Source organism: Streptomyces sp. WAC06614, from assembly GCF_003949795.1.
Classification (GTDB): Bacteria; Actinomycetota; Actinomycetes; order Streptomycetales; family Streptomycetaceae; genus Streptomyces.
The window spans coordinates 1-24,310 of record NZ_RPRY01000087.1; the positions used below are offsets into that span (position 1 = coordinate 1).

At 72.6% G+C, this 24,310-nt stretch carries 22 protein-coding genes; 16 read left to right on the forward strand and 6 right to left on the reverse strand.

Translation table 11 applies throughout. The features are described 5' to 3' along the window. Positions 1-1,105: glycoside hydrolase family 26 protein (locus EF918_RS14510; protein ID WP_260610197.1), on the reverse strand; the 1,105-nt coding region annotated here is incomplete at its 3' end. Positions 1,106-1,401: 296 nt separating this feature from the next. Here EF918_RS14510 and EF918_RS14515 point away from each other — a divergent pair. The 4 genes from EF918_RS14515 to EF918_RS14530 all read left to right on the forward strand — a co-directional run bounded on the left by EF918_RS14515 (position 1,402) and on the right by EF918_RS14530 (position 6,758). After that, positions 1,402-2,628 carry an ATP-grasp domain-containing protein gene (locus tag EF918_RS14515; protein ID WP_312847833.1) on the forward strand — a complete coding sequence of 409 codons (1,227 nt, stop codon included), beginning with the start codon at positions 1,402-1,404 and terminating at the stop codon, positions 2,626-2,628. 68 nt (positions 2,629-2,696) lie between these two features. Continuing rightward, entirely contained in the window at positions 2,697-3,974 is a 1,278-nt protein-coding gene (locus EF918_RS14520) for an NAD(P)-binding domain-containing protein (protein ID WP_125645646.1), read from the forward strand. Positions 3,975-3,986: 12 nt separating this feature from the next. After that, on the forward strand, positions 3,987-4,670 hold the full coding sequence (locus EF918_RS14525; protein ID WP_125645608.1) for a hypothetical protein: 684 nt from the start codon (positions 3,987-3,989) through the stop codon (positions 4,668-4,670). A gap of 12 nt (positions 4,671-4,682) precedes the next feature. Next, positions 4,683-6,758, forward strand: coding sequence for a SpoIIE family protein phosphatase (locus EF918_RS14530; RefSeq protein WP_260610198.1), 2,076 nt, complete (start codon positions 4,683-4,685; stop codon positions 6,756-6,758). A gap of 45 nt (positions 6,759-6,803) precedes the next feature. Here EF918_RS14530 and EF918_RS37690 read toward each other — a convergent pair whose 3' ends face one another. Continuing rightward, positions 6,804-7,241, reverse strand: a complete 438-nt coding sequence (locus EF918_RS37690; protein ID WP_221889714.1) for a DUF6299 family protein — start codon at positions 7,239-7,241, stop codon at positions 6,804-6,806. 155 nt (positions 7,242-7,396) lie between these two features. Here EF918_RS37690 and EF918_RS14540 point away from each other — a divergent pair, with 155 nt between their 5' ends. Together EF918_RS14540 and EF918_RS14545 are read left to right on the forward strand one after the other, a co-directional pair. Next, positions 7,397-7,990, forward strand: coding sequence for a hypothetical protein (locus EF918_RS14540; RefSeq protein ID WP_125645612.1), 594 nt, complete (start codon positions 7,397-7,399; stop codon positions 7,988-7,990). 56 nt (positions 7,991-8,046) lie between these two features. Further along, the gene (locus EF918_RS14545; RefSeq protein WP_125645614.1) at positions 8,047-8,541 is read left to right on the forward strand and encodes a DUF5949 family protein; all 495 of its coding nucleotides are present in this window, start codon (positions 8,047-8,049) and stop codon (positions 8,539-8,541) included. Positions 8,542-8,687: 146 nt separating this feature from the next. Here EF918_RS14545 and EF918_RS14550 read toward each other — a convergent pair whose 3' ends face one another. Together EF918_RS14550 and EF918_RS14555 are read right to left on the reverse strand one after the other, a co-directional pair. Next, a complete protein-coding gene (locus tag EF918_RS14550) occupies positions 8,688-9,941 on the reverse strand; it encodes a cytochrome P450 (protein ID WP_125645616.1) in 1,254 nt (417 codons plus the stop codon). Beyond that, complete coding sequence (locus EF918_RS14555) at positions 9,938-11,119, reverse strand: low temperature requirement protein A (RefSeq protein ID WP_125645619.1); 1,182 nt, start codon at positions 11,117-11,119, stop codon at positions 9,938-9,940. The genes EF918_RS14550 and EF918_RS14555 overlap by 4 nt, the downstream gene beginning before the upstream one ends. A gap of 173 nt (positions 11,120-11,292) precedes the next feature. On the opposite strand from EF918_RS14555, the gene EF918_RS14560 reads away from it, so the two are divergent. The 10 genes from EF918_RS14560 (at position 11,293) to EF918_RS14605 (ending at position 22,979) form a co-directional block, all read left to right on the forward strand. Then, the gene (locus EF918_RS14560) at positions 11,293-12,705 is read left to right on the forward strand and encodes an MFS transporter (RefSeq protein ID WP_125645621.1); all 1,413 of its coding nucleotides are present in this window, start codon (positions 11,293-11,295) and stop codon (positions 12,703-12,705) included. A 252-nt stretch (positions 12,706-12,957) separates the two neighbouring features. Next, positions 12,958-15,240, forward strand: a complete 2,283-nt coding sequence (pflB, locus tag EF918_RS14565) for a formate C-acetyltransferase (protein WP_125645623.1) — start codon at positions 12,958-12,960, stop codon at positions 15,238-15,240. A 39-nt stretch (positions 15,241-15,279) separates the two neighbouring features. After that, on the forward strand, positions 15,280-16,125 hold the full coding sequence (gene pflA / locus EF918_RS14570; protein ID WP_125645625.1) for a pyruvate formate-lyase-activating protein: 846 nt from the start codon (positions 15,280-15,282) through the stop codon (positions 16,123-16,125). A gap of 116 nt (positions 16,126-16,241) precedes the next feature. Next, positions 16,242-17,354 carry an MFS transporter gene (locus EF918_RS14575; protein WP_125645628.1) on the forward strand — a complete coding sequence of 371 codons (1,113 nt, stop codon included), beginning with the start codon at positions 16,242-16,244 and terminating at the stop codon, positions 17,352-17,354. After that, the gene (locus EF918_RS14580) at positions 17,351-19,648 is read left to right on the forward strand and encodes a molybdopterin oxidoreductase family protein (protein WP_125645630.1); all 2,298 of its coding nucleotides are present in this window, start codon (positions 17,351-17,353) and stop codon (positions 19,646-19,648) included. The genes EF918_RS14575 and EF918_RS14580 overlap by 4 nt, the downstream gene beginning before the upstream one ends. A 6-nt stretch (positions 19,649-19,654) precedes the next feature. Further along, complete coding sequence (locus EF918_RS14585) at positions 19,655-20,254, forward strand: 4Fe-4S dicluster domain-containing protein (protein WP_125645632.1); 600 nt, start codon at positions 19,655-19,657, stop codon at positions 20,252-20,254. Continuing rightward, positions 20,251-20,931, forward strand: a complete 681-nt coding sequence (locus EF918_RS14590; protein ID WP_125645634.1) for a ubiquinol-cytochrome c reductase iron-sulfur subunit — start codon at positions 20,251-20,253, stop codon at positions 20,929-20,931. The genes EF918_RS14585 and EF918_RS14590 overlap by 4 nt, the downstream gene beginning before the upstream one ends. Next, positions 20,928-21,296, forward strand: coding sequence for a hypothetical protein (locus tag EF918_RS14595; RefSeq protein ID WP_125645636.1), 369 nt, complete (start codon positions 20,928-20,930; stop codon positions 21,294-21,296). Before EF918_RS14590 ends, EF918_RS14595 begins: the two co-directional genes overlap by 4 nt. Positions 21,297-21,298: 2 nt before the next feature. Next, a complete protein-coding gene (locus EF918_RS14600; protein WP_125645638.1) occupies positions 21,299-22,729 on the forward strand; it encodes a NarK family nitrate/nitrite MFS transporter in 1,431 nt (476 codons plus the stop codon). A 52-nt stretch (positions 22,730-22,781) separates the two neighbouring features. Further along, on the forward strand, positions 22,782-22,979 hold the full coding sequence (locus EF918_RS14605; RefSeq protein ID WP_125645640.1) for a hypothetical protein: 198 nt from the start codon (positions 22,782-22,784) through the stop codon (positions 22,977-22,979). A 10-nt stretch (positions 22,980-22,989) separates the two neighbouring features. Here the strand turns inward: EF918_RS14605 and mscL are convergent, their stop codons facing one another. Both mscL and EF918_RS14615 read right to left on the reverse strand, forming a co-directional pair. Next, positions 22,990-23,475 (reverse strand): large conductance mechanosensitive channel protein MscL, encoded by a 486-nt coding sequence (gene mscL / locus EF918_RS14610; RefSeq protein ID WP_125645642.1) that lies wholly within the window; start codon positions 23,473-23,475, stop codon positions 22,990-22,992. Positions 23,476-23,610: 135 nt separating this feature from the next. Further along, a complete protein-coding gene (locus EF918_RS14615) occupies positions 23,611-24,090 on the reverse strand; it encodes a hypothetical protein (RefSeq protein WP_125645644.1) in 480 nt (159 codons plus the stop codon). Between the last annotated feature and the right edge of the window lie 220 nt (positions 24,091-24,310).

Below are 24,310 nucleotides of genomic sequence, written 5' to 3' on the forward strand. Positions count from 1 at the left end.
GCGTGGGGACGACGGGGGTGGGCACGACGGGCGTCGGGACCACGGGTGTCGGGACGGCCGGGGTCGGGACCGCCGGCGTCGGGACGACCGGGGTCGGCGTCGGGGTCGGGGTCGGCTCGGGTGCCGGGCGGAGCGTCAGCGCGTCCCGGAAGACCCGCGAGGACCGCGGGTTCTGCTTGCACTGCCACACGCCGTGCGGGCAGTAGTCCGTGATGGTGTGGTAGAGCGGCCGGTGCTCCTCGATCCACGCCAACATGCGCCGGACGTACTCCGAGTTGTCCCCGTGCCGGTACAGGCCCCACTCCGGGTAGGAGATGGCCTTGCCGTGCCGCTTCGCGAAGTCCACGTGCTCCTGGAGCCCGTACGGCTGGCTGACCTGCTCGTCGAACGTGGTGCCGGGCGCCTGGTCGTAGGAGTCCATCCCGATGATGTCGACGACGTCGTCACCGGGGTAGCACTTGGTCCAGCCGATGGCGTCGGTGCCGCGGTTGGGGGCGAAGTCGAACCTGAACGCCTGGCCCTCCACCGAGCGCATCGCCTTCACGATCCGCCGCCAGTACGCCTTCCAGTTCTCCGGGTCGGGACCGCAGCGGTGGGTGTAGGTGACGCCGTTCATCTCCCAGCCGAGCACGACGACCGTGTCCTCCAGGCCGAGGTCCACCAGCCGGGTGGCGAGCGCCTCGAAGTGCCGGTCGAACCGGCCGGCCGCGCCCGCCCTGATCAGCTGGGCCACCTGCCAGTCGGGGACCCGGGCCTCGTTGCGCTCCTGCATGGGCACGTTGAGGACGAACATCCGGTCGTCCTTGGCCTGGCGCCATTCGGCCCAGTCCTCCAGGAAGTCGGGCGCGCCCTCGATGTTCGACCAGACGTCCCCGGGCAGATACGTGTGCCCGACCCGGATCTCCTTGCCGCCGAGCCAGCGCGACAGGGCCGAGATCCGGGCCACGCCCCTCGGCCCGTAGTCGAGGTAGGCACCCATCGCGATGTCGCGGTCACGGGGGACGGACGCGTCCTTCGGTGCCGCCAGTGCGGCGCCGGAGGCGAGCAGGCCGGCCGCGACCGTACCGATGCAGGTGCTCGCCAGTCTGCGGTGTGGTCGGGTCATGGCTTCTCCTCCCGGGCTTCCCGAATCGACGGGCCTCTCAACGACGTTAGGCATCACATCTGACGAATGGCCTGTCCGGTGGCCGCTGCATAGGCCATTCGCAGCTGCACACTTCATCCGCTTGGTCCGACTAGGTGAAAGACACCGTTGCCATGCTCGCGTATCTCAACCACGCGCCCGCCGTTCTGCTCAGACTCGACCGGAACCCCTTCCACCACGGGACCCTCGGCGCCGTCAGATCCCTTGGGCGCAGGGGCGTGGAGGTGCATGCCGTCGTCGAGGACCGGGGAGGTCCCATGGGGCGTTCGCGGTACCTGCACGCGGTGCACGAGGGCCCCGCGGGCGGGCTGGACCCGGAGCGGCCGGAGGCTTTGCTGGAGTGTCTTGTCGGGGTGTCCGAACGGATCGGGCGGCCGGCGGTGCTGTTCGCGATGGACGACCTGAGCGCCATCACGGTGGCCCGGATCGCCCCGGGCCTCGACGGACGGTTCCGGATCCCCCGTCAGCCGGGCGGCCTGCCCGAGCGGGTGGCCGACAAGGCGGAGCTGGCCGGGCTGTGCGGGCGGTGGGACGTGCCGCACCCGGAGACGGTGGTCCCGGCGAGCGCCGCGGAGGCGGCCGAGGCGGTGTGGCGGCTGGGGCTGCCGGCGGTCGCCAAGTGGAGCCGCCCGTGGCTGCTGCCGGGCGGGCGCGGGCTGCGCAGCACCACCCTGGTGCACTCGGCGGCCGAGGCGCGGGGGCTGTACGAGCGGTCGCAGGAGGCGGGCAGCCGGCTGCTGCTCCAGCGCTTCCTGCCGGCCGGCCCGGACACCGACTGGTTCTTCCACGGCTGTTTCACCCGGGGCGGCCGGCCCCTGCTGACCGGCTCCGGGCGCAAGGAACTGTCCTGGCCGGTGCGCACCGGGCTGACCGCGCGCGGCCGGTGGCTGCCGGACCCGGCCGTGGAGGAGGCGGGGCTGCGGCTGGCCGAACGCCTGGGCTACGAGGGGATCCTGGACCTCGACTTCCGCCGGGACGAGCTCGGCTGCTTCCGGCTGGTCGACTTCAACCCCCGGCCCGGCGCCCAGTTCCGGCTGTTCACCGACGACGCCGGGCTGGACGTGGTCCAGGCGCTCTACCTGGACCTGACGGGCCAGCAGGTCCCCACGCCGACCGGTGGCCCGGGCCGGGTCTTCCTCGCGGAGAACTACGCCCTGCTGGCGACCGTACGGGGGCTGGGCCTGCCCCGGCCGCCGCGCCGCGGGGAGGCGCCCGGGGTGGTGGACGTACGGCCGTCGCGGGCGCCGGGGCGCATCGAGGCGGCGTGGTTTGCGGGGGACGATCTGTGGCCATTCATCGCCATGATCACCGCTTTTCTCGGACGAGGGGCGCGCAAAGGGGCGCGTGTGGTCCGGAGCGCGCTGCGGGGTTTCCCCGCGCGCGGTCGGCGCACGGCGCGCGCGGTCGTCCGCACGCCCCGGCAGCGCGGCACGGACCTGGCGCCGCCCGCGCCGGCCGAGCCGGACGAGCTGGTGGCGCGTTGACGTGACGGGCGTCCGCCCCGGGAACCGGGCGGACCGCGAGACAGCTGGAGGCAGGGCCCGTGGAGCGCATGGACGACCTCGTGGTGATCGGCGCCGGTCCGTACGGGCTGTCGGTCGCCGCGCACGCCGCGGCGGCCGGGCTCGACGTACGCGTGCTGGGACGCCCCATGGCGTCCTGGCGCGACCACATGCCGGAGGGCATGTTCCTCAAGTCCGAGCCCTGGTCGTCCAACCTCTCCGCGCCCGGCGGGCGGTACACCCTGGAGGAGTACTGCCGCACCCGGGGCCTGACGGCCCGGCACGGGCAGCCGCTGCCGATCGGCACGTTCAGCGGGTACGGGATGTGGTTCGCCCGGCAGGCCTGTCCCGAGGTCGAGGAGGTGACGGTCACCCATGTCGCCCCGCAGGGCGAGGGCTTCCGCATCACCACCGACCAGGGGCCGGCGCTGTACGCCCGGACCGTGGCGCTGGCCGTGGGCGTGCTGCCGTTCGCCCACGTGCCGACGGGCCTGGCCGGGCTGCCGCCCGGGCACTGCTCGCACAGCAGCGACCACCACGACCTGTCCCGGTTCGCCGGCCAGGAGGTGGCCGTGCTCGGCGCCGGACAGGCCGCCCTGGAGACCGCCGCGCTGCTGGCCGAACAGGGCGCCCGGCCCTGCCTGGTCGCCCGGCGCGGCCGGCTCCACTGGAACACCGTGCCGCAGCCGCTGGAGCGCCCGCTGCTGCGCGCCCTGCGCGATCCGCACAGCGGGCTCGGCACCGGCTGGCGCAGCTGGGTGTGGTCGGAGCTGCCCTGGGCGGTGCGCCGGCTGCCCGAGGCCACCCGGGAGCGGATCGCGGCGACCGCGCTCGGCCCGGCCGGGGCCTGGTGGCTGCGCGACCGCTTCGAACGCCGGGTGCCGGCGCTGCTCGGGCACCGGCTGCACCGGGCCGTGCCGGCCGGCGGGCGGACCCGGCTCGGCCTGGTCACGGCGGCCGGCGAGTCGGTGGTGCTGGACGTGGCGCACGTGATCGCGGCGACCGGGTTCGTGCCCGCGCTGGACCGGCTGACCCTGCTGGACGCGGGGCTGCGGGCCGGGCTGCGGACGGTCGGGGGGAGCCGGACGCCCGAGCTGAGCGCCGGGTTCGAGTCGTCGTGGCCGGGACTGTTCTTCGCGGGACTGCTGACGGCTCCCTCGTTCGGCCCTTCCATGCGATTCGTGCACGGTGCGGGCTTCGCGGCGGGGAGACTGGTGGCAGGAGTCCGCCGGCGGCTGGCCGCCCGCGGTCCGCTGCCGGGCTCCGCCGGTGCCGGCGCGGTCCCCCGCGGGCCGGTCGCCGGGCAGCCGAAGACCTACCTGCGCTGAGAGGGGTCCGCGATGAGCCCGGAACGAGCACAGGGGCGGGGCTGGGTCCGCATCCCCGCCAGTCGCGCGGAGCAGCCGCCGGGCGGTGGCCCCGGGCCGGACGGGACGCCCGGGGCGTCCGGGGCGCCCGACCGGCCCGGGGCCACCGCGCCGGGCAGGCCCGCGGGCGCCACTGCGTCGTACGGGGAGCCCACTGCGTCGTACGGGGAGCCCACGGCGCCGTACGGGGATCCTGCCGCGCCGTACGCGGGCCCTCCGGCGCCGTACGCGGATGCTCCGGCGCCGTACGCCGACCCGCCGGCGTATCCGGCCGGGGGAGCGGCGTACCCGCCGGCCCCGGCGGGGTATCCGTCCGCCCCGGCGGCGTACCCGCCCGGCGCCCCGGCGGCGTACCCCGGCGGCCCGGCGCCGTACGCGCCCGCTCCGGTGCCGTACCCGGGAGGCCCGGCGGCGTACCCCGCCGGCGGAGCGCCGCGCCAGGCCGGCGCGGCCGGCCGGTACCGGGGCGCGGGCTCCGCGTATCCGGCCGGAGCGGCCCCGTACCCGGTCGGCGGGCCGGCGTACGGGTACGCCGACCTGTCCACGATCTACCAGTCGCTCGTGGAGCGCTGGCGGGAGGCCGGGCGGACCCTGCCGGGGCATCCTGACGAGGAGTGGGAGCGGCTGATCTCCCGGCCGTGCTGGCCCGGCCGTTAGGTGGTGAGTGGCGTGGGAGAGGACCCCGGAGCGCCCCGCCCGCCCGGGGCGACCGCCCCCGGGGAACGGCTGGCGCTCAACGGCATGGGCAGCTTCGAGTGGGACCTGTCCGCCGGGCTGCTCGCCCTGGACCCGGCCGGCCTGGTGATCTTCGACCTCGACCCGGAGGAGTACGACGGCACGCCCGAAGGGGTGTCCGTACGGGTCCCGGCCGAGGACGCCGCACGGCTGCGGGAGACCGTGGAAGGGGCGCTGGCGGCGGGGGAGGAGTCGTTCGGCTCGTACTTCATGGTGCACCGGCGTGACGGCCGGGAGCAGTGGACCCACGCCCAGGGCCGGATCCTGCGCGACCGCACGGGGCGGGGGGAGCGGATCGTCGGGATCGTCCGGGACGCCGCCGCGGAGCTGGCCCACGCGATGCAGCTGCGCAAGCTGGAGGCGGCGCGCGTCAAGCAGACCACGATCGTGCAGCGCACCACGGAGGCCCTGTCGCGGGCGGTGACCGTGGACGACGTGACGGCCACGCTGACCGGGGCGGGGGCGCTGGAGCGGCTGGGCGCCGACGGGCTGGCGCTGGGGCTCGTCGAGAACGAAGCCATCAAGATCATCGCGTTGAGCGGGGAGTCGCTGGAGATCCTCAGCGAGCGCCGGTTCACCCGGCTGGACGGCTCGCTGCCGCTGTCGCAGGCGGTGCTCACCAGGAAGGCACGTTTCGTCACCTCCCTGGCCGAACTGGCCGGGGAGTTCCCGCTGCTCGCGCCGTACCTGCGGCGGATCCAGTACGACGCGGCGGCCTACCTGCCGCTGATCGCGCAGGCCCGGGCCATCGGCGGGCTGGTGCTCTTCTACCGGCGGCGCACCGAGTTCAGCCCGGAGGAGCGCAACCTGTGCCTGGGCCTGGCGGGCATCGTCGCCCAGTCGCTCCAGCGGGCGCTGCTGTTCGACCAGGAGCGGGAGTTCGCCACCGGCCTGCAGGCCGCGATGCTGCCGCGCCGGATCCCGGAGATCACCGGGGGCGAGATCGCCGTGCGCTACCACTCGGCGTGGAGCGGGCGGGAGGTCGGCGGGGACTGGTACGACGTGATCGCGCTGCCCCGGGACCGGGTGGGCATCGTGGTCGGCGACGTCCAGGGCCACGACACGCACGCGGCCGCGATCATGGGCCAGCTCCGGATCGCGATCCGCGCCTACGCGGGCGAGGGGCACGCCCCGTCCACGGTGCTGGCCCGGGCCTCGCGCTTCCTGGCCGAACTGGACACCGAACGCTTCGCCACCTGTACGTACGCCCAGGTGGACCTGGAGACCGGCGGGGTGCGGGCGGTACGGGCGGGGCACCTGGGGCCGCTGATCCGGCACACGGACGGGCGCACCGGCTGGCCGAACCTGCGCGGCGGGCTGCCGCTCGGTCTGGCCTCGGTGTTCGAGCAGGAGGACTTCCCCGAGACCCGGCTGGACCTGGTGCCCGGGGAGACGCTGGTGCTGTGCACGGACGGGCTGGTGGAGGAGCCGGCGGCGTCGATCACCGCGGGCATGGAGGCCCTGGCCCACGCGGTGCGCAGCGGTCCGCAGGAGGCGGGGGCGCTGGCCGACCACCTGCTGGACCGGCTCTGGGAACGCTGGGGCTCGGGGGACGACGTGGCCCTGCTGGTGCTGCGCCGGGCCCCCGACCCCGGGACGCACCGGGCCCCGCGCATCCACCAGTACATCCACCAGGCCGACCCCGAGGGGCTGTCGGAGGCCCGGTTCGCGCTGCGGCAGGCGCTGCGGGACTGGGGCATGCCGGGGCTGGCCGACGACGTGGAACTGGCGGCGGGCGAGCTGCTGGTCAATGCCCTGCTGCACACCGACGGCGGGGCGGTGCTGACGATGGAGGTGCTGCCGGAGCCCGTACGTCGGATCCGGTTGTGGGTCAAGGACCGCAGCAGCGTCTGGCCGCGGCGGCGCAGCCCGGGGGAGGCGGCGACGACCGGGCGGGGGCTGCTGCTGGTGGACGCGCTGGCCACGCACTGGGGCGTGGAGTCGCGGGGCGACGGCAAGGCGGTGTGGTGCGAGTTCACCGCCCCGGCCGAGGACGGGCCGGGGCGGTGACGTCGGGGCCCTGGGCCGGTGGGGGGACGGTCCCGGGGAGGCCCGTCAGTGCTGGGTCTTGAGGAAGACCTCGCGCTCCGCCGTGGCCAGGTACGACACGCGCACCGAGAAGCCGGAGCCCAGGGACGCCGACTGCAGGCGCACCTCGGCGACGGCCGGGCCCTCGTGCACACGGGTCCACTTCAGCGAACCCGTCGCGGACCACTTGTGCGGCTCGCCGTCGCAGACGGCCTCCTGTCCGCCGAAGGCGAGCCGGGTCGAGTCCTGGTGCACCGCGGCCTGGATCTGCACTCCATCCGGTGAACCGGGAGAGCAGCGGTAGATACCGTGAAGAGTGACGGAGCCCGGGTCGGAAATAGTGCCGTAAGGCGATACGGAAATCTCGTTCCCAAAGGCTCCGGCGCCGGCGGGGGTGGTGAATACGGCGGCCGTGGCCAGCGCGGACACCGCGACGGCGGTCAGTCGGCGGGGGGAAATGCGCATGATTCCTCCGGGGGTGGTGGGGCGGTGGAAATCCGCCGCAACGAATTGTGCTGGTCGGCCGGTCGCATCTCACTGGCGTGCGCCCGTGTCGTTGGGTGCAATTGCCCGCTCGGCCGCGTGAGACTGGCCGGAATCCGTCGCCGAAGGGATTTCCCATGCGTCACTCCGTCCCCGTCGCCGTCCTGTTGCCCCTGCTGCTGCTCGGTGCCGCCACCACCGCCTGCTCCGGCGCCCCCGAGGGTGACGCCCTGGCCCCCGCCGCCGCCCCGGCGATCCCGGTGGACGACGGGGCGCCCGGCGCGGACGACGAGCCGCCGGGGGCCCGCGGCGCCACCAAGGACGCCCGCGTCGGCGAGCCGGTACGGGTCCACGGCCGCCAGGTGGGCCGCCACCTCCAGGCCGTGCTGACCGCGTACGTCGACCCGGCGGTCAGCGTGGACAAGGACTACGCCCCGCCGGCCGGCAAGCGCTGGGTGGGCGCCGGGATGTCCTTCGTCAACGTGGGCGGGGCGACGTACGGGGCCCTCGGGCGCATGTGGGCGCTCGACAGCGCGGGGCAGCGCTATCCCTCGATCGCCACGGGCGAACTCACCACGGGCAAACCCCTCGTCTTCGATTCCCTGTCGGTCGGCGACCGGGCCGAGGGGTGGGTGGTGTTCGAAATTCCGGAAAACGCGCGCATCGTCCGGCTGCAGTACCAGGACGCGAACACGCAGGCGAATTCCGGAGAAGGATTCTGGTCCGTCTAGCCCGCCCGGGTGAAGGGCCGTAAAGGGGCCGGGGGGAAGAGGGCTAGGGTGCGCGCATGACTTCTACTCAAGCCGAAATCGACCGCTCGCAGCTCGGCACCCTTTCGGTGCTCGCCTGGATCGGTGACCCCGAGGACGGGCACGACATCCCGTACCTGCTCGCCTATTCCCTCGGTGACGCCCCGCAGGGGCGCGAGGCCGGCGAGGCGGCCGCGCGCGGGCTGCTGGAGGAGATCGGCCTGCCCATCGGTGACGTGGTCCTGGACGGCACCCGCAGCCCGCACAACTTCCCGGTCAAGGTCCTGGTCAACGACGACCTGGTCACCCTCACCCTGCCGGGTCTGAACGCCACCTGCACCGCCCCGCCGGAGTGGGTCTCCGCGGCCGCCGACAGCGAGCAGGTGTACTTCCTGTTCGCCACCCGGGCCTGGCCCGAGGCGGTGCCGGGGCAGCCGGTGACGGCGGAGGTCCTGCGGGCCTTCGCGGGCGACGAGCAGGTGCTCACCAGCAGCGCGCACTGCGTGCTCCAGGTGCAGCGGCTGCAGAAGTAGCCCGTACCGCCCCGGCCGCCGGGCTCCCAGCCTGCCCGGCGGCCGGCCCCGCGCAGCGCGCGTCGCCCGCACGGCGCGCGCCGCCCGCCCTATGTGCGTCGCCCGCGCTACGTGCGTCGCCCGCGCTACGTCCGTCGTGCCCGGGCTCAGCCGTGGTCGAAGGCGAAGCGCAGCGAGCGCACCCGGTTGTCGAAGTTCGAGCCGGCCAGGTCCGGCAGGCCCACCGCGCGCAGGTCGTGCGGGCGCGTCAGCAGCTCCCGGAACAGCGCCTTCATCTCCACCCGGGCCAGGTGCGCGCCCAGGCAGAAGTGCGGGCCGCCGCCGCCGAAGCCCAGGTGCGGGTTGGGGGAGCGGGTGATGTCGAAGGCGTCCGGGTCGGGGAAGACGGCCTCGTCGCGGTTGGCCGAGGCGTAGTACAGCACCACCTTCTCGCCGGGCAGGAACGTCCGACCGCCGAGGGTGTGTTCGGCCCGTACGGTCCGGCGGAACTGGATGATCGGCGTCGAGTGCCGGATCATCTCGTCCACCGCGCCGTCCGCGTACCGTTCGAAGTCGCCGCGCAGCAGCTCCCGTTGGTCGGGGTGGTCGGTCAGCAGGGTCAGCCCGTGCGTGATGGCGTTACGGGTGGTCTCCACCCCCGCCACCATCAGCAGCGAGAAGAAGGCGCCCAACTGCCGCGCTCCCAGAGCCTGCCCGTCCACGTCGGCGGTGACCAGGGCCGAGATCAGGTCGTCGGCCGGGTGCCTGCGGCGCTCCCGCCCGATCCCGGCGACCATCCGCTGCATCCGGGCCAGCGCCCGCAGTCCGCGACCCGGGATGCGCAGCCGGGCGCCGAGCCCCCGCTCGACGCCGATGTTCTCCGAGGCGTGGTTGACCCGGTCGGCGATCTCGGGGCGGTAGCGCTCGGGGATGCCCATCATGTTGCAGATGACCTCCAGCGGCAGCCGGGAGGCGACCGCCGCGACGAACTCGTCCGGCCGCTGCTCCAGCATGTCGTCGACGATCCGGGCCGCCACGGCATGGATGTCCGCCTCCGCCGCGGCCAGCAGCCGCGGGGTGAAGGCACGCTGGACGATCTTGCGGAGCCGGGCGTGGTCGGGGCCGTCCAGGTTGACCATCGAGTCCCCGAACAGGGCCCGCACCCAGCGGGCCGGCTCCGGCGTGGTCACCCCCGGCGCGCTCGCGAACACCTTGGGCAGCCGGCTCGCCTCCTGGACGTCGGCGTGCCGGACCAGCGCGTAGTGGCCGCGGCCGCGGCCCTCGTCGACGTGGACGGGCGCGTCGAGGGCGCGCAGCCGGGCGAAGGCCGCGAGCCGGGCCGCCGGTGGCTGCTGCCAGAACGCCGGGTCGCCGAGGCCGGGTTCCCCCCGGCCGGCACCGGACTGGGCCGGGATGGTCATGACGACACCTCTTCCTCTCGCCTCACGCCCTCAGAACGCTCCCGGTGCACCAAGGTCACGCCCGCCGCCACCGCGGCCGCCGCGACCAGCCCGGCCCACAGCACCGCGTACGAGCCGGTCCAGGCGCACAGCAGGATCAACACCGCCGCCACCGGCAGCACCGCCTGCTGGGCCGCACCGTGCTTGAAGTGCCGCGAGTGCAGCAGCCAGACGAAGGCCAGGAACAGCGCCGCGGGCACCGTGACCGACAGGTTGGCCGCCACCGTGGAGACATGGGCCTTGCCCACGGCGTGCTCGACGGCGACCTCGATCCCGGCGCCGATCGCCGCGGCCGAGGCGAAGATGACGAAGTGTCCGTAGCCCCACGGGATGGCCTCCCGGTTGCTGCCGAGCCGGTCGTGCGCGGGCACGGCGAAGTAGATCCACCAGGCCGCGAACACGATCAGCAGTCCGCCCGCCGCGATCGGCAGCAGGACGTCCAGCGCCTCGTGCTCGTCGAGCGCCGACTGCACGGCCACGGTGCTCGCCGCGATGGTCTCGCCGAGCACGATGATGGTGAACAGGCCGTAGCGCTCGGCGATGTGGTGCGGGTGCCAGTGGGTCTGGTGGTGCCGCTCGGCGACCACCGGCACCATCAGCTCGGCCACCACCAGCACCAGGAACAGCCACCGCCTGCTGCCCTCCGGCGCCCACAGCAGCGCCACCCAGCCGGCCTGGCAGATCACCAGCCCGACCGCGTACGTCAGCGCGCAGCGCCGGGCCCCGCCCTCCTCCCCGGCGGCGGCCCGCAGCCACTGGAGCGTCAGGGCCACACGCATCACCAGGTAGCCGACGACGGCCACCGTCCAGTCGTTGTCGTTGAAGGCGCGCGGGATCCCGGCCGAGTAGACCAGCACCCCGGAGATCTGCACCAGGGTCGCCAGCCGGTACGGCACGTCGTCGATGTCGTACGCGGAGGCGAACCAGGTGAAGTTCATCCACGCCCACCACACCCCGAAGAACACGAACAGATAGCCCATGATCCCGGTGCCGGGATGCCCCTCGGCGAGGGCGTGCACGAGCTGCCGCCCGGCCTGCGCCACCGCCACGACGAAGCACAGGTCGAAGAACAGCTCCAACGGTGTCGCCGCGCGGTGCTCCTCGTCGCGGCTGCGGGCGGTCATCGGTACGTATGCCATGCCGCCCAGCACAGCAGGCGTACGCCGATCAGCAGGCGAGGCGCGCGGACCTATGGCGTGCGGGCCGTGGGACTTGGTCCTGCCGCCCGGACGACGTTCGCCCCTGACGCCGCACGGGTCCCGGAGCGGACGCTGGACCGGCAAGGACACGTCTCAACGTTTCAGGACATGCCATGAGTTCCGTCACCCAGGACGCGGTACGGTCACCGGCCGCTCCGGACCCCGGGCAGTACCGTCCGGGGCGCACCATCACCGACTGGACGCCCGAGGACCCGTCCTTCTGGAGGACGACCGGGAAGAAGGTCGCCACCCGCAACCTGTGGATCGCGGTCCCGGCCCTGCTCGTGGCGTTCGTGGTCTGGCAGGTGTGGTCGATCACCGCGACCAACCTCAAGGACGTCGGGTTCGGCTTCAGCCAGTCCCAGCTGTTCTGGCTCACCGCCGTGCCCGGCATCACCGGTGGCACCGCCCGGATCTTCTACACCTTCCTGGGCCCGATGATCGGCCAGCGCCGGTTCACGGCCGTCTCCACGGTGGTCCTGATCGTCCCGCTGCTGTGGCTGGGCTCCGCGGTGCAGAACCCCGACACCCCCTACGGCGTGATGATCGCCATCGCCGCGCTCTGCGGTATCGGTGGCGCCAACTTCTCCTCCTCCCTGGCCAACATCGGCTTCTTCTACCCGAAAGCGGAGAAGGGCAACGCGACCGGTATCAACGGCGGCCTGGGCAACCTGGGCGTCTCCGTCGTCCAGCTCCTCACCCCGATCCTGATCACCTCCTCCGTCCTCGCCGTCGGCGCGGGCCAGAAGAAGGCCGACGGCTCGGAGATCTACCTCCAGAACGCGGCGTTCGTCTGGGTCCCGGTGCTGGTCGTCCTCGCTCTGGTGGCCTGGTTCGGCCAGAACGACCTCACGGTCGCCTCCACCCCCTTCCGTCAGCAGAAGATCATTTTCAAGCGCAAGCACAACTGGCTGATGACCTGGCTCTATGTCGGTACGTTCGGTTCCTTCATCGGGTTCGCGGCGGCTCTCCCCCTGCTCATCAAGACCACCTTCCCGGCGTATTCGGTTGCCACGTTCGCGTGGATGGGTCCGGCGCTCGGCGCGCTCGCCCGCTGGGCGGGCGGCTGGATCGCCGACAAGCTCGGCGGCGCCCGGGTGACGATCCTGTCCTTCGTCGGCATGGCGGCGTCCATCATCGGCGTGATCACCTTCCTGCCGTCCGGCACGTCCGCGGGCTCCTTCCCCGGCTTCTTCCTCTGCTTCCTGTCCGCGTTCCTGTTCTCGGGCATCGGCAACGGCTCGACGTTCCGGCAGATCCCGGTGATCTTCCGCGATCAGCACCTGAAGGGCCTGACGGAAGGCACGCCGCAGTACGCGGCGGCGCTCAAGCAGGCGGAGATCGAGTCGGGCGCGGTCACCGGCTTCACGGCGGCCGTCGCCGCCTACGGCTTCTTCTTCATCCCGGCGATGTTCGCGAACTTCGCGGTCACCAGCGCGATGTGGGGCTTCGTGGGCTTCTACGCCAGCTGCATCGTCGTGGCCTGGTGGTTCTACGCCCGCAAGGGCGCGGAAGCACCGAGCTGACGCGGCCCACCCCGGCCCGGACAGGACGACCAGCCGGGCCGGGCCCTCCGTACAAGATTTTGTGAATGCATTCACAAGCTCGCAAGGGACCTTCGTCCCCTGCGAACGCCCAGGTCAACGCCCTGCGGACGATCTTGCCCGACCAGCCCCAGGACCTTCGGGCGCCAGGAAGGGACCATCGCGGCCCCCGATGATCGATCACACGGCGTGCAATGGAGACAAGCAATGAGGCGACTCGAAGAAGGTGCGGCGATGACGGCCATTCCGGCGGAGACCACCCCCCACGCCACCCCCCACGGCACGGCCTGGCACGGCTTCAAGGGCGGGCTGTGGCGCGACGCGATCGACGTCCGCGACTTCATCCAGCAGAACTACACCCCCTACCTGGGTGACGGCTCCTTCCTCGCCGGCCCCACCGCGCGCACCACCGCCGTCTGGAAGGCCATCACGGACACGTTCCCGGAGGAGCGCGAGAAGGGCGTCCTCGACGTCGCCCACGACATCCCCTCCACCATCACCGCGCACGCCCCCGGCTGGATCGACCGCGACAAGGACCTGATCGTCGGCCTCCAGACCGACGCCCCGCTCAAGCGCGCGATCATGCCGTACGGCGGCTGGCGGATGGTCGCCGGCGCCCTGGAGACGTACGGCTACCCGGTCTCGCCGGAGCTGGAGAAGGTCTTCACCGAGTACCGCAAGACCCACAACGCCGGTGTCTTCGACGCCTACACCCCCGAGATCCGGGCCGCCCGCAAGGCCGGCGTCATCACCGGTCTGCCCGACGCCTACGGCCGCGGCCGCATCATCGGCGACTACCGGCGGGTCGCCCTCTACGGCGTGGACCGCCTGATCGCCGCCAAGAAGGAGGAGAAGGCCGAGCTCGACGCCGCCCCGACCGACGCCCACGCGCTGGAGGAGACCATCCGGCTGCGCGAGGAGCTCGCGGAGCAGATGCGCGCCCTCGGCGAGCTCAAGGCCATGGCCGCCTCCTACGGGTACGACATCTCCGGCCCGGCCGCCACCGGCCGCGAGGCGATCCAGTGGCTGTACTTCGCCTACCTGGCCGCCGTGAAGGAGCAGAACGGCGCGGCCATGTCGCTCGGCCGCACCTCCACCTTCCTCGACGTCTACCTCCAGCGCGACGTCGGGGCCGGTCTGCTGACGGAGGAGCAGGCCCAGGAGCTCGTCGACGACTTCATCATCAAGCTGCGCATCGTCCGCTTCCTGCGCACCCCCGAGTACGACGAGCTGTTCTCCGGCGACCCCACCTGGGTGACCGAGTCCCTCGCCGGGATGGGCGAGGACGGCCGGCCGCTGGTCACGCGCACCTCGTTCCGCTACCTCCAGACCCTCTACAACCTCGGCCCGGCCCCCGAGCCGAACATGACCGTCTTCTGGTCCCCGCAGCTCCCGCAGGGCTTCAAGGAGTTCTGCGCGCAGGTCTCCATCGACACCTCCTCGGTGCAGTACGAGTCCGACGAGCTGATGCGCCCGCGGTTCGGCGACGACACGGCCATCGCCTGCTGCGTCTCGGCGATGCCCGTCGGCAAGCAGATGCAGTTCTTCGGCGCCCGGGTGAACCTCGCCAAGACCCTGCTCTACGCGATCAACGGAGGCCGGGACGAGAAGTCCGGCGTCCAGGTCGGCCCGGAGACCGGACCCGTCACCTCCGACGTGCTCGACCACGACGAGGTGATGGCGAAGTTCGACGCCCAGCTGGAGTGGCTCGCCCGGACCTACGTCCACGCCCTGAACGTCATCCACTACATGCACGACCGGTACGCCTACGAGCGCATCGAGATGGCCCTGCACGACCGGGACGTGCGCCGCACCATGGCCTGCGGCATCGCCGGGCTGTCGGTGGCCGCCGACTCGCTGTCCGCCATCAAGCACGCCAAGGTCACCGTCCACCGCGACGCGACCGGACTGGTCACCGACTACACCGTCGAGGGTGACTACCCGGCTTTCGGCAACAACGACGACCGGGTCGACGACATCGCCGTCGGACTGGTCGAGGAGTTCATGCGGAAGGTGCGCAAGCACCCCGCGTACCGGGGCGCCGAGCACACCCAGTCCGTGCTGACCATCACCTCGAACGTGGTCTACGGGCAGAAGACCGGCAACACCCCCGACGGGCGCCGCGCCGGCGAGCCGTTCTCCCCGGGCGCCAACCCGATGAACGGCCGCGACACCCACGGCTACGTCACCTCGGCCCTGTCGGTCGCCAAGCTGCCCTACGAGGACGCCGAGGACGGCATCTCGCTGACCAACACCGTCACCCCCGACGGCCTGGGCCGCACCCCCGAGGAGCGGATCAGGAACCTGGCCGGCGTGCTCGACGGCTACATGGCGAGCGACGGCTTCCACATGAACGTCAACGTCCTGAACCGGGAGGTGCTGGAGGACGCCATGGAGCACCCGGAGAAGTACCCGCAGCTGACCGTCCGGGTCAGCGGCTACGCGGTGAACTTCGTCCGGCTGAGCCGGGCCCAGCAGCTCGACGTGCTGAACCGCACCTTCCACGGCTCCCTGTAGAGCCACCTCCGACCGCCCGACAGACCAGGGGTGTCCGTCATGACCGTCCTGCTCGGTTCGCACATCACCACCCGCGCCACCGCCGGCGCCACCGGTTCCGCCCGCGCCACCGCGTCGGCCGGTGTCACGCCGGCCGCCGCGGCCACCCACCGGCCCAGCGAGGGCTCGGTCCACTCCTGGGACCTGTCCACCGGGGTGGACGGGCCGGGCACCCGGTTCGTCACCTTCCTCGCCGGCTGCCCGCTGAGCTGCCTGTACTGCCACAACCCCGACACGTGGAAGATGCGGGCCGGCCGGCGGACCTCGGCCGACGACGTCGTCGCCGAGGCGCGCAAGTACGTCCGCTTCATCTCCGTCTCGGGCGGCGGCGCCACGGTCTCGGGGGGCGAACCGCTGCTCCAGCCGGTGTTCGCCGGGGAACTGCTGCACCGCATGAAGCACGAGCTGGGCCTGCACACCGCGCTGGACACCTCGGGCTTCCTCGGGGCGCGGGCCACCGACGCGCTGCTGCGCGACGTGGACCTCGTCCTGCTGGACATCAAGTCCTGGGACCCCGCGACGTACCGCAAGGTCACCGGACGCCCCCTCGCGCCGACCCTGGACTTCGCCCGGCGGCTGGCCGGCCTCGGCAAGGAGGTGCACCTGCGCTTCGTGCTGGTGCCGGGGCTGACGGACGCCCCCGACAACGTGGCCGGCGTGGCGGCCTTCGCCGCCGGGCTCGGCAACGTCTCCCGGGTGGACGTGCTGCCCTTCCACACCCTGGGCGCGGCCAAGTGGGAGGCCCTGGGCCAGGATTTCACCCTGCGTGACACGCCCGCCCCGACGCCGGAGCAGGTGACGGCGGCCCGGGCGGCCTTCGCGGCGGAGGGCCTGACGGCGGTCTGATCGCGGTCCGACAGCCGTCCGACCGCCGTCCGAGTGCCGACCCGGATCACCCGGACGGCCGAGCGAACAGTAGTACAAAACGGGCCGAATCGGTACATCACCTCTAGCGTGGTGCTGTGTCCGAGCCCACCGAAGTACGTACCGCCGAGCCGGCTCCGGAGCCATCCCCGGAGCCGGCTTCCATGCCGGTCGAGCCGCCGCCGAACCGCTCCGTCACGGCCCGTGCCACGCTCGCCGGCGCCGTCGTCTCCCTGCTGCTGATCGTCGCCATCGTGCTGGGCAGCCGACTGCTGCGCGACTTCGACTCGGCGCTGCTGCCGTACGCCGTCGCCACCGTCTTCCTCGCCTTCGGCGTCGCCTACCGCTACACCGTCTGGGTCTCCGCGCCCGGCGCCCGGCGGCTGTTCCGACGCGGCTTCGGCAGCCTGTTCTCCGCGGAGAACTTCCGCAAGGCCCCCACCGCGCTGCCGCGCATGATCGCCACCTACCTGGGCTTCCAGAAGTTCCTCGGCGCCCGCTCGCACTCCCGCTGGGCCGCCCACCAGCTGATCTTCTGGGGCTGTCTGCTGGCCGCGGCCATCACCTTCCCCCTCACCTGGGGCTGGTTCACCTTCACCTCCGCCACCGGGTCCGGTCCCGGGTACGAGATGCGGATCTGGGGCTTCAAGGTGCTCGGCTTCAACTCGCTGAACCTCGTCGGCTGGCTGATGTTCCACGGCCTCGACATCGCCGCCGTGCTCGTCATCCCCGGCGCCTCGTACTTCCTGTGGCGGCGGATGAAGGACCGCGGCGCCATCACCGGCCAGCGCTTCGCCTACGACCTGCTGCCGCTGATCTGCCTGATCGTCATCTCGGTCACCGGGCTGCTGCTCACCTTCTCCTCGATCTTCCTGCACGGCGGGGGCTACGAGTTCCTGGCGATCCTGCACATGGTCTCGGTGGTCTTCACCCTCATCTACATCCCGTTCGGGAAGTTCTTCCACATCGTCCAGCGGCCGGCCGCCGTCGGCATGCAGCTGTTCAAGTACACCGCCAGGCAGGACGAGCAGGTCTTCGCCTGCAAGCGCTGCGGCGAGCCCGTGGACACCGGCCCGTACGTGGAGAACCTGCGCGGCACCATGCGCGACCTGAAGCTCGACTTCGACGCCTGGGCCGAGTACTGCCCCCGCTGCAAGCGGGTCCTGCGCGGCAACGCCTACCTCACCCACGTCAAGAAGGGCTTCAAGTGACCTCGCCGCTGCCTCTTGACCCCTCCCTCGCCCCGCCCGGAACCCGCGCCTTCCGCGACGCCGGAGGCATCCCCGCCGACCGCTGGCACGCCGACCAGGAGGGCGAGACCCTCGTCCCCACGCACTGCTGCTTCTGCGGGGTGCAGTGCGGCATGTACCTGCGGGTGGACCGGGCCGGAAAGGTGTTCGGCGTCGAACCCCGCAACCACGACATCAACCGCATGCGGCTGTGCCCCAAGGGCATCAACGCCTACCAGCAGGTCAACCACCCCGACCGGCTGACCTCCCCGCTGATGCGCCGCTCCCGCGACGAGCCGTTCCGGGAGGTCTCCTGGGACGAGGCGCTGGACTTCACCGTCGCCGAGATCCGGCGGATCCAGGAGGCCCACGGCAAGGACGCCTTCGGCCTGCTCGGCGGCGCCAGCCTGTTCTCCGAGAAGACCTACCTGGTCGGCAAGTTCGCCCGGGTCGCCCTCGGCAGCCGGCACGTCGACTACAACGGCCGGCTGTGCATGGTCAGCGCCGCCGGCGCCAACAAGCTGGCCTTCGGCATCGACCGGGCCGCCAACCCGTTCTCCGACATCCTCCTCACCGACTGCCTGCTGATCGCGGGCTCCAACGTGGGGGAGTGCTTCCCGGTGATGACCCAGTACGTCTGGGGCGCCCGGGACCGGGGTGCGCGCCTGATCGTGGTCGACCCGCGGGAGACCGCCGTCGCCCGCACCGCCGACGTGCACGTCGCCCTCAAACCCGGCACCGACTCGGCCTTCTTCAACGCCGTCCTCCACGTGGTCGTCGCCGAGGGCCTGACCGACGAGGCCTACCTGGCCGCGCACGCCACCGGCTGGGAAGAGGTCCAGAAGACCGTCCAGGACTACCCGCCGGCCCGGTCCGCGGAGATCTGCGGGGTGCCGGAGGAGCAGATCGTGCAGGTGGCGCGGATGTTCGCGGGCGCGGACAAGGCCATGGCGATGCACGCCCGCGGTGTGGAGCACCACTCCCAGGGCGTCGAGAACTGCCTGTCGATCATCAACCTGTGCGTGGCCACCGGCAACCTCGGCCGGCCCGGCGCCGGCTACGGCACCATCACCGGGCAGGGCAACGGCCAGGGCGGCCGCGAGCACGGCCAGAAGTCCGACCTGCTGCCGGGCGGACGGTCCATCCTGAACGAGGAGCACCGCCGGCAGATCTGCCGGATCTGGGGCATCGAGGAGTCCGAACTCCCGCCCGCCGGAACCTCCATGATGGAGATGGTCTGGCAGATGCAGCGCCAGGAGATCCGCGGTCTGATCGGCATCTGCAACAACCCCTTCGTGTCGCTGCCCAACTACGGCACCGTCAAGGAGGGCTACGACACGCTGGAGTTCCACGCCCAGCTGGACTTCTTCCTCTCCGAGACCGCCGCCAACGCCCACGTCGTCCTCCCGGTCACCGTCTGGGCCGAGGACGAGGGCGTCATGGCCAACACCGAGGCCCGCGTCGTCAAGCACAACAAGGCCCAGGAGCCCCCCGCCGGGGTCCGCACCGACACCTGGGTCATGTGCGAGCTCGCCCGCCGGCTCGGCCGGGGCGACAAATTCGCCTTCGCCGGCTCCCGCGAGGTGTTCGAGGAGCTGCGCATCGCCTCCGCCGGCACGGTCAACGACTACTACGGCATCACCTACGAGCGCCTGGAGGAGACCGGCGGGATCGCCTGGCCCTGCCCCTCCACCGATCACCCGGGCACGCCCCGGCTGTTCGAGGACGGCCGGACCTACCACCCCGACGGCAAGGTCCACCTCCAGGTCGTCGAGTGGCACCCGCCCATGGACCCCTACTCCGAGGAATTCCCCCTCTCCCTGACCACGGGCCGTACCGTGGCCCACTTCCTGTCCGGCAACCAGACCCGCCGGCTGGGCGCCCTGGTCGAGCAGACCCCGCGCCCGTGGGTGGAGGTCCACCCCTCGCACGGCTTCGCCAACGGCGACCCGGTGCGGGTGGTCACCCGCCGGGGCAGCGAGGTCTTTCCGGCCCTGGTCACCGAGGCCATCCGCCCCGACACCGTCTTCGTCCCGTACCACTGGCCCATCCCGACCGCCGCCAACGGCCTGACCATCGACGCCCTCGACCCCCGCTCCAAGATCCCCGAGTACAAGGTGTGCGCGGCCCGGATCGAGGCCGCCGACCGGGTCGACGAGGTGCCCGCGCCGCCCAGCCCTCCCGGACGCGAGGCCTATCCCGAGACCCAGGTCTCCCGCACCGACCCCTTGCCCCCCACGTCTCCCCAGGGCCGTGGCACGGCGGAGAGGAGCTGATGCCCCGTGATGGGCCGCACGATCTTCATCGACCCGGGGCGGTGCATCGGCTGCCAGGCGTGCGTCTCGGCCTGCCGCGAGTGCGACTCGCACCGGGGCAAGTCGATGATCCACCTGGACTACACCGAGCCCGGCCAGTCCGTCGCCTCCCTCCCGACCGTCTGCATGCACTGCGAGGACCCGGTCGCGCCCTGCGCCGAGGTCTGCCCGGCCGACGCGATCCTGGTCACCCCCGACGGGGTGGTGCAGCAGGCCGACACCACCCGCTGCATCGGCTGCGCCAACTGCGTCAACGCCTGCCCCTTCGGTGTCCCGAAGATCGACCTCCAGGCGAAGCTGCAGATGAAGTGCAACCTCTGCTACGACCGCACCGCCTACGGCCTGGCCCCCATGTGCGCCACCGTCTGCCCGACCGGCGCCCTGTTCTACGGAACCCTGGAGGAACTCCAGGCCGAGCGCCCCGGCGTCCAGGTCGCCGACTCCTTCGCCTTCGGGGACGTGGTGGTCTCCACCGGCGTCGCGATGGTCGTCCCCGCCGACAAGGTCCAGTGGCCCGTGCCCGGCGGGCTGCCCGTCGTCGAGATCAATGGGGTGGACGTCCGATGAGCGTCACCGAACAGGCCCCGGGAGCGGGCGGGGACGGCGGGCCGGAGGCCGGCACCGACGAGGACCGGGCCCGGCTGCGGGACCGGATCGGCGCCGACTCCCTGACCACCCGCCGCGACTACCTGCGGATCGTGGCCACCGTCTCCGGCGGACTGGCCATCGGCGGCATCGGCGTCGCCTCCGGCATCCTGCACCGGCACGGCGACAGCGAGTCCCTGCCCCCGGCCCGGAAGGTCGCCGACCAGCTCCTGCCCGGCCGGTCCGTGGCCTTCCGCTTCCCCGGCGACGAGGACCGCGCCCTGGCCGTGCGGCTGGCGGACGGCACCCTGGTCGGCTACTCCGCCGTCTGCACCCACCTGGCCTGCGCGGTGCTCTGGCGAGAGGACCGCGGCCCCGACGGGGAGCTGTACTGCCCCTGCCACGAGGGCGTCTTCGACGCCCGCACCGGTGAGGTCACCGCCGGACCGCCGCCCCGCCCGCTGCCCCGGATCTTCCTGACCGAGCAGCCCGACGGCAGCGTCTGGGCGATCGCGACCGCCCGCTCGGGCGAGACGGCCAAGGACGCGCTGTGCCGGCAGTTCCGCGACACCCGCCCGGAGATGGCCCAGCGCCTCGGCTGCCCGGGCGCAGCCGGCGCCCCCGCGGGCCACCTGGCTCCCGACAGGAGGCGGACATGAGCACCTCCCAGCCCCCGCCCCGGCCCGAGTACCACCCGGGCAGTGCCCAGCCCCGACTGAACCGGCCGGTCCGCGAGCGCTATCCGCAGATCCGCTCCACCAGCGGCTACGGCGATCCGCGGATCCGGCACACCGGCCCCGGCCCGGGGGCCGGCACCGAGCAGGAGCCCGAGCGCTCGTCCAAGCTCAACGCCCGCCTGGCGCTCGCCCTCACGGTCGTGGTGGGGCAGCTGTGGGCGCTGACGGTGACCGTCAACGCGTGGATGGAGGGCAGGACCGGCACGGCCTGGTGGGGCGCGGGCTTCCTGTGCCTGTCCTTCCTCGTCGTGCTCGGCCTGTGGCTCCTCGATCCCAAGGACCGGTGATCATGTCCACCCCCACCCCCACTCCCACCACGCGCACCGGCCGGCACCGGGGGGACAGCTACCGGCCCGGCACCACCGTCGTGGACTGGCGGCCCGAGGACTCGGCCTTCTGGCAGGCCACCGGCCGCCGCGTCGCCCAGCGCAACCTGTGGATCTCCATCCCGGCCCTGATGCTGGGCTTCGTGGTCTGGCAGGTGTGGTCGGTCACCGTGGTCAAGCTCGGTGACGTGGGCTTCGGCTTCAGCAAGTCGCAGCTGTTCTGGCTGACGGCCGTGCCGGGCCTGACGGGCGGCACCTTCCGGATCCTGTACACCTTCATCGGACCGATGGTCGGCGAGCGGAAATTCACCGCCCTCAGCACCCTCGTGCTGGTCGCCCCCATGCTCTGGCTCGGCTTCGCCCTCCAGGACACCGGCACGCCCTACTGGGAACTGGTGCTGATCGCGGCCGTCTGCGGCATCGGCGGCGCCAACTTCGCCTCCTCCATGGCCAACATCGGCTTCTTCTTCCCCAAACGGGAGAAGGGCAGCGCCAACGGCCTCAACGGCGGGCTCGGCAACCTCGGGGTCAGCGTGGTCCAGCTGGTCGCCCCGCTGGTGGTCACCGCGGCCGTGCTCGGCCCCCCGGCCGGCGGGCCCCAGCTCGACACCAAGGAGAACACCGACATCTGGCTCCAGAACGGCGCCTTCCTGTGGGTGCCGCTCCTGGTGGTCATGGCGCTGCTGGCGTGGTTCCTGATGAACGACCTGAAGGTGGCGGCCGCCCCCTTCCGCGAGCAGAAGATCATCTTCCGGCGGAAGCACACCTGGCTGATGACCTGGCTCTACGTCGGCACCTTCGGCTCGTTCATCGGCTTCGCCGCCGGGCTGCCGCTGCTCATCAAGAACAACTTCGAGTCCCAGGGCTACCAGGCCACCACCTACGCCTGGATCGGCCCCTTCATCGGCGCGCTGATGCGCTGGGCCGGCGGCTGGCTCTCGGACCGCATCGGCGGGGCCAGGGTGACGCTGCTGTCCTTCGTCGGCATGGCGGCCTCCCTGGTCGTGGTGATCTTCGCGCTGCCGACGGGCGGGGACCAGGGCAGCTTCTGGACCTTCTTCGCCGGCTTCCTGGCGGCCTTCTTCTTCTCCGGCCTCGGCAACGGCTCGACCTTCCGGCAGATCCCGGTGATCTTCCGGGACCAGCACGTCAGGGCCGCCCGGGGCAAGGGGCCCGACGAGCTGAACGCCGCCGTGAAGCAGTCCGAGACGGAGGCGGGCGCCGTGACCGGCTTCTCCTCCGCGATCGCCGCCTACGGCTTCTTCTTCATCCCGGCCATGTTCGCCAACCTGGCGGTGACCACCGCCCTGTGGATGTTCATCGTCTTCTACGCGACCTGTCTCGCGGTGTGCTGGTGGTACTACGCCCGCCAGGGCGCCGAGGCCCCCAGCTGAGCCGGTCCCCCCGACCGGGCCGGGCCGCGGCGGGCGGCCGTACCCTGGAGGCATGAGCACCGCCCCCGCCCCCGGCCCGCGCGAGCCGAAGCCCGGCACCCGTCCGATGCCCACGCTGGACTTCGGCGATCCGCTGGACCAGCAGTCCTCGGACGACACGGACCGGGGGTGGGGCGAGCGGCCGTCCGGCGGTGACGCCGCCGCCGACCTGGCCCGCTTCCTCGACGAGAAGCCGCCCCACCACCTGTGAGCCGCCGCCGCTAGACGCGGGCGCGCTCCTGGTCGTGCTCGCCGCCGCGCTGGCGCACCAGGTGGTCGCGGATCTCCTTGAGCACCTCCAGCTCGGTGACCGCGACGGTCTCCGCCACGCCCTCGCGGGCCTTGCGGCGGGCCTCCACCCGGGCCAGGTACTTGGCCATCGGGAGGACCATCAGGAAGTAGACGACCGCCGCGGTGATCAGGAAGCTGAGCGTGGCGCTCAGCACCGAGCCCCACATGATCGGAACGCCCGAGACCACGTCGCCCGCGGCGTTCGTCTCGCACGGGGACTTCAGGCAGGACGCGTACTTGTTGAGGTCCTTGGTGCCGATCGCGCCCACGAGGGGATTGATGATCCCCTTGACGATGGAGTTCACGATGTTCGTGAACGCGGCACCGATGACCACGGCGACCGCCAGGTCCACGACGTTCCCGCGCATGAGGAACGCCTTGAAACCGGCCAGGACGCCCTCCTTCTTCTCGCTCACTGATCAGCCTCTCTGTGCAGGTGACGGTCAGGGTTGTGGAGCCAATGGTTCCGAAAACTACGGCAGTGCGGGCCCTCACTGTCCAATCGAGGCATGCGATCAGCTGACTCGACCGCCCGTGCGTGCGATTCGGCTTCAGCACAGGGTCACCGCCAGGCGTGCCACGGCGCCCGCGCCGACGAGCTCCCGGGCGGTCTCCCGGGGCACGGACAGCACGACCAGCGCCCCGGCGTCCGCCGCGCCGTCGGCCGCGCCCTCCTCCGGGGGCGGCACCTGGGCGACCTCCGCCCCGGCGGCGACCACTCTCGGCGGACCGGCCCGCTCCGCCGCCACCACGTCGACCCGGTCACCGGGCCGCAGCAGCCGGACCGTGCGGGCATCGGCGATCCGCACCGGCGCCGAGACCCGCCGCTCGACCGGCGGCGCCGGCCGGGCCCCGGCGGCGCCCCGCGCCGCCGCCGGCGCCGGCCCGCCGCGCGAGGCCTGGGCCTCGGCCCCGCCCACGGCCAGCGCAGCCGCCGCCATGGCCAGCCCGGCGGCGGTCACCCGGCGCCTGCGGCGCAGGGCCCGGCGCAGCCGTCCGCGGCTGCGGCCCACGCGCAGCGGTGCGAACATCGGCACCGGCCGCGCCGGCGGACACGCCCCGGCCCCGAGGGCCGGCGGAAGGGCCCCGGCCCCGCCGGCCGACGGAAAGACCCCGGCCCCGAGGGCCGGCGGAAAGGCCCCGGCCCCCACGGCCGACCGAAACTCACCGGCCCCGCCGGCCGGCGGAAAGACCCCGGCCCCGAGGGCCGGCAGATACGCACCACCCCCGCCGGCCGGCGGGGCCGGTGAG

What these genes read in the sequence shown, in the direction of transcription:
- EF918_RS14515 (WP_312847833.1), top strand. Translation starts at nt 1,402, where the DNA reads ATGGGGCGTTCGCGGTACCTGCACGCGGTGCACGAGGGCCCCGCGGGC.
- EF918_RS14520 (WP_125645646.1), top strand. Translation starts at nt 2,697, where the DNA reads ATGGACGACCTCGTGGTGATCGGCGCCGGTCCGTACGGGCTGTCGGTC.
- EF918_RS14525 (WP_125645608.1), top strand. Translation starts at nt 3,987, where the DNA reads ATGAGCCCGGAACGAGCACAGGGGCGGGGCTGGGTCCGCATCCCCGCC.
- EF918_RS37690 (WP_221889714.1), bottom strand. Translation starts at nt 7,241, where the DNA reads ATGCGCATTTCCCCCCGCCGACTGACCGCCGTCGCGGTGTCCGCGCTG.
- EF918_RS14540 (WP_125645612.1), top strand. Translation starts at nt 7,397, where the DNA reads ATGCGTCACTCCGTCCCCGTCGCCGTCCTGTTGCCCCTGCTGCTGCTC.
- EF918_RS14545 (WP_125645614.1), top strand. Translation starts at nt 8,047, where the DNA reads ATGACTTCTACTCAAGCCGAAATCGACCGCTCGCAGCTCGGCACCCTT.
- EF918_RS14550 (WP_125645616.1), bottom strand. Translation starts at nt 9,941, where the DNA reads ATGACCATCCCGGCCCAGTCCGGTGCCGGCCGGGGGGAACCCGGCCTC.
- EF918_RS14555 (WP_125645619.1), bottom strand. Translation starts at nt 11,119, where the DNA reads ATGGCATACGTACCGATGACCGCCCGCAGCCGCGACGAGGAGCACCGC.
- EF918_RS14560 (WP_125645621.1), top strand. Translation starts at nt 11,293, where the DNA reads ATGAGTTCCGTCACCCAGGACGCGGTACGGTCACCGGCCGCTCCGGAC.
- pflB (WP_125645623.1), top strand. Translation starts at nt 12,958, where the DNA reads ATGACGGCCATTCCGGCGGAGACCACCCCCCACGCCACCCCCCACGGC.
- pflA (WP_125645625.1), top strand. Translation starts at nt 15,280, where the DNA reads ATGACCGTCCTGCTCGGTTCGCACATCACCACCCGCGCCACCGCCGGC.
- EF918_RS14590 (WP_125645634.1), top strand. Translation starts at nt 20,251, where the DNA reads ATGAGCGTCACCGAACAGGCCCCGGGAGCGGGCGGGGACGGCGGGCCG.
- EF918_RS14595 (WP_125645636.1), top strand. Translation starts at nt 20,928, where the DNA reads ATGAGCACCTCCCAGCCCCCGCCCCGGCCCGAGTACCACCCGGGCAGT.
- EF918_RS14600 (WP_125645638.1), top strand. Translation starts at nt 21,299, where the DNA reads ATGTCCACCCCCACCCCCACTCCCACCACGCGCACCGGCCGGCACCGG.
- EF918_RS14605 (WP_125645640.1), top strand. Translation starts at nt 22,782, where the DNA reads ATGAGCACCGCCCCCGCCCCCGGCCCGCGCGAGCCGAAGCCCGGCACC.
- EF918_RS14615 (WP_125645644.1), bottom strand. Translation starts at nt 24,090, where the DNA reads ATGTTCGCACCGCTGCGCGTGGGCCGCAGCCGCGGACGGCTGCGCCGG.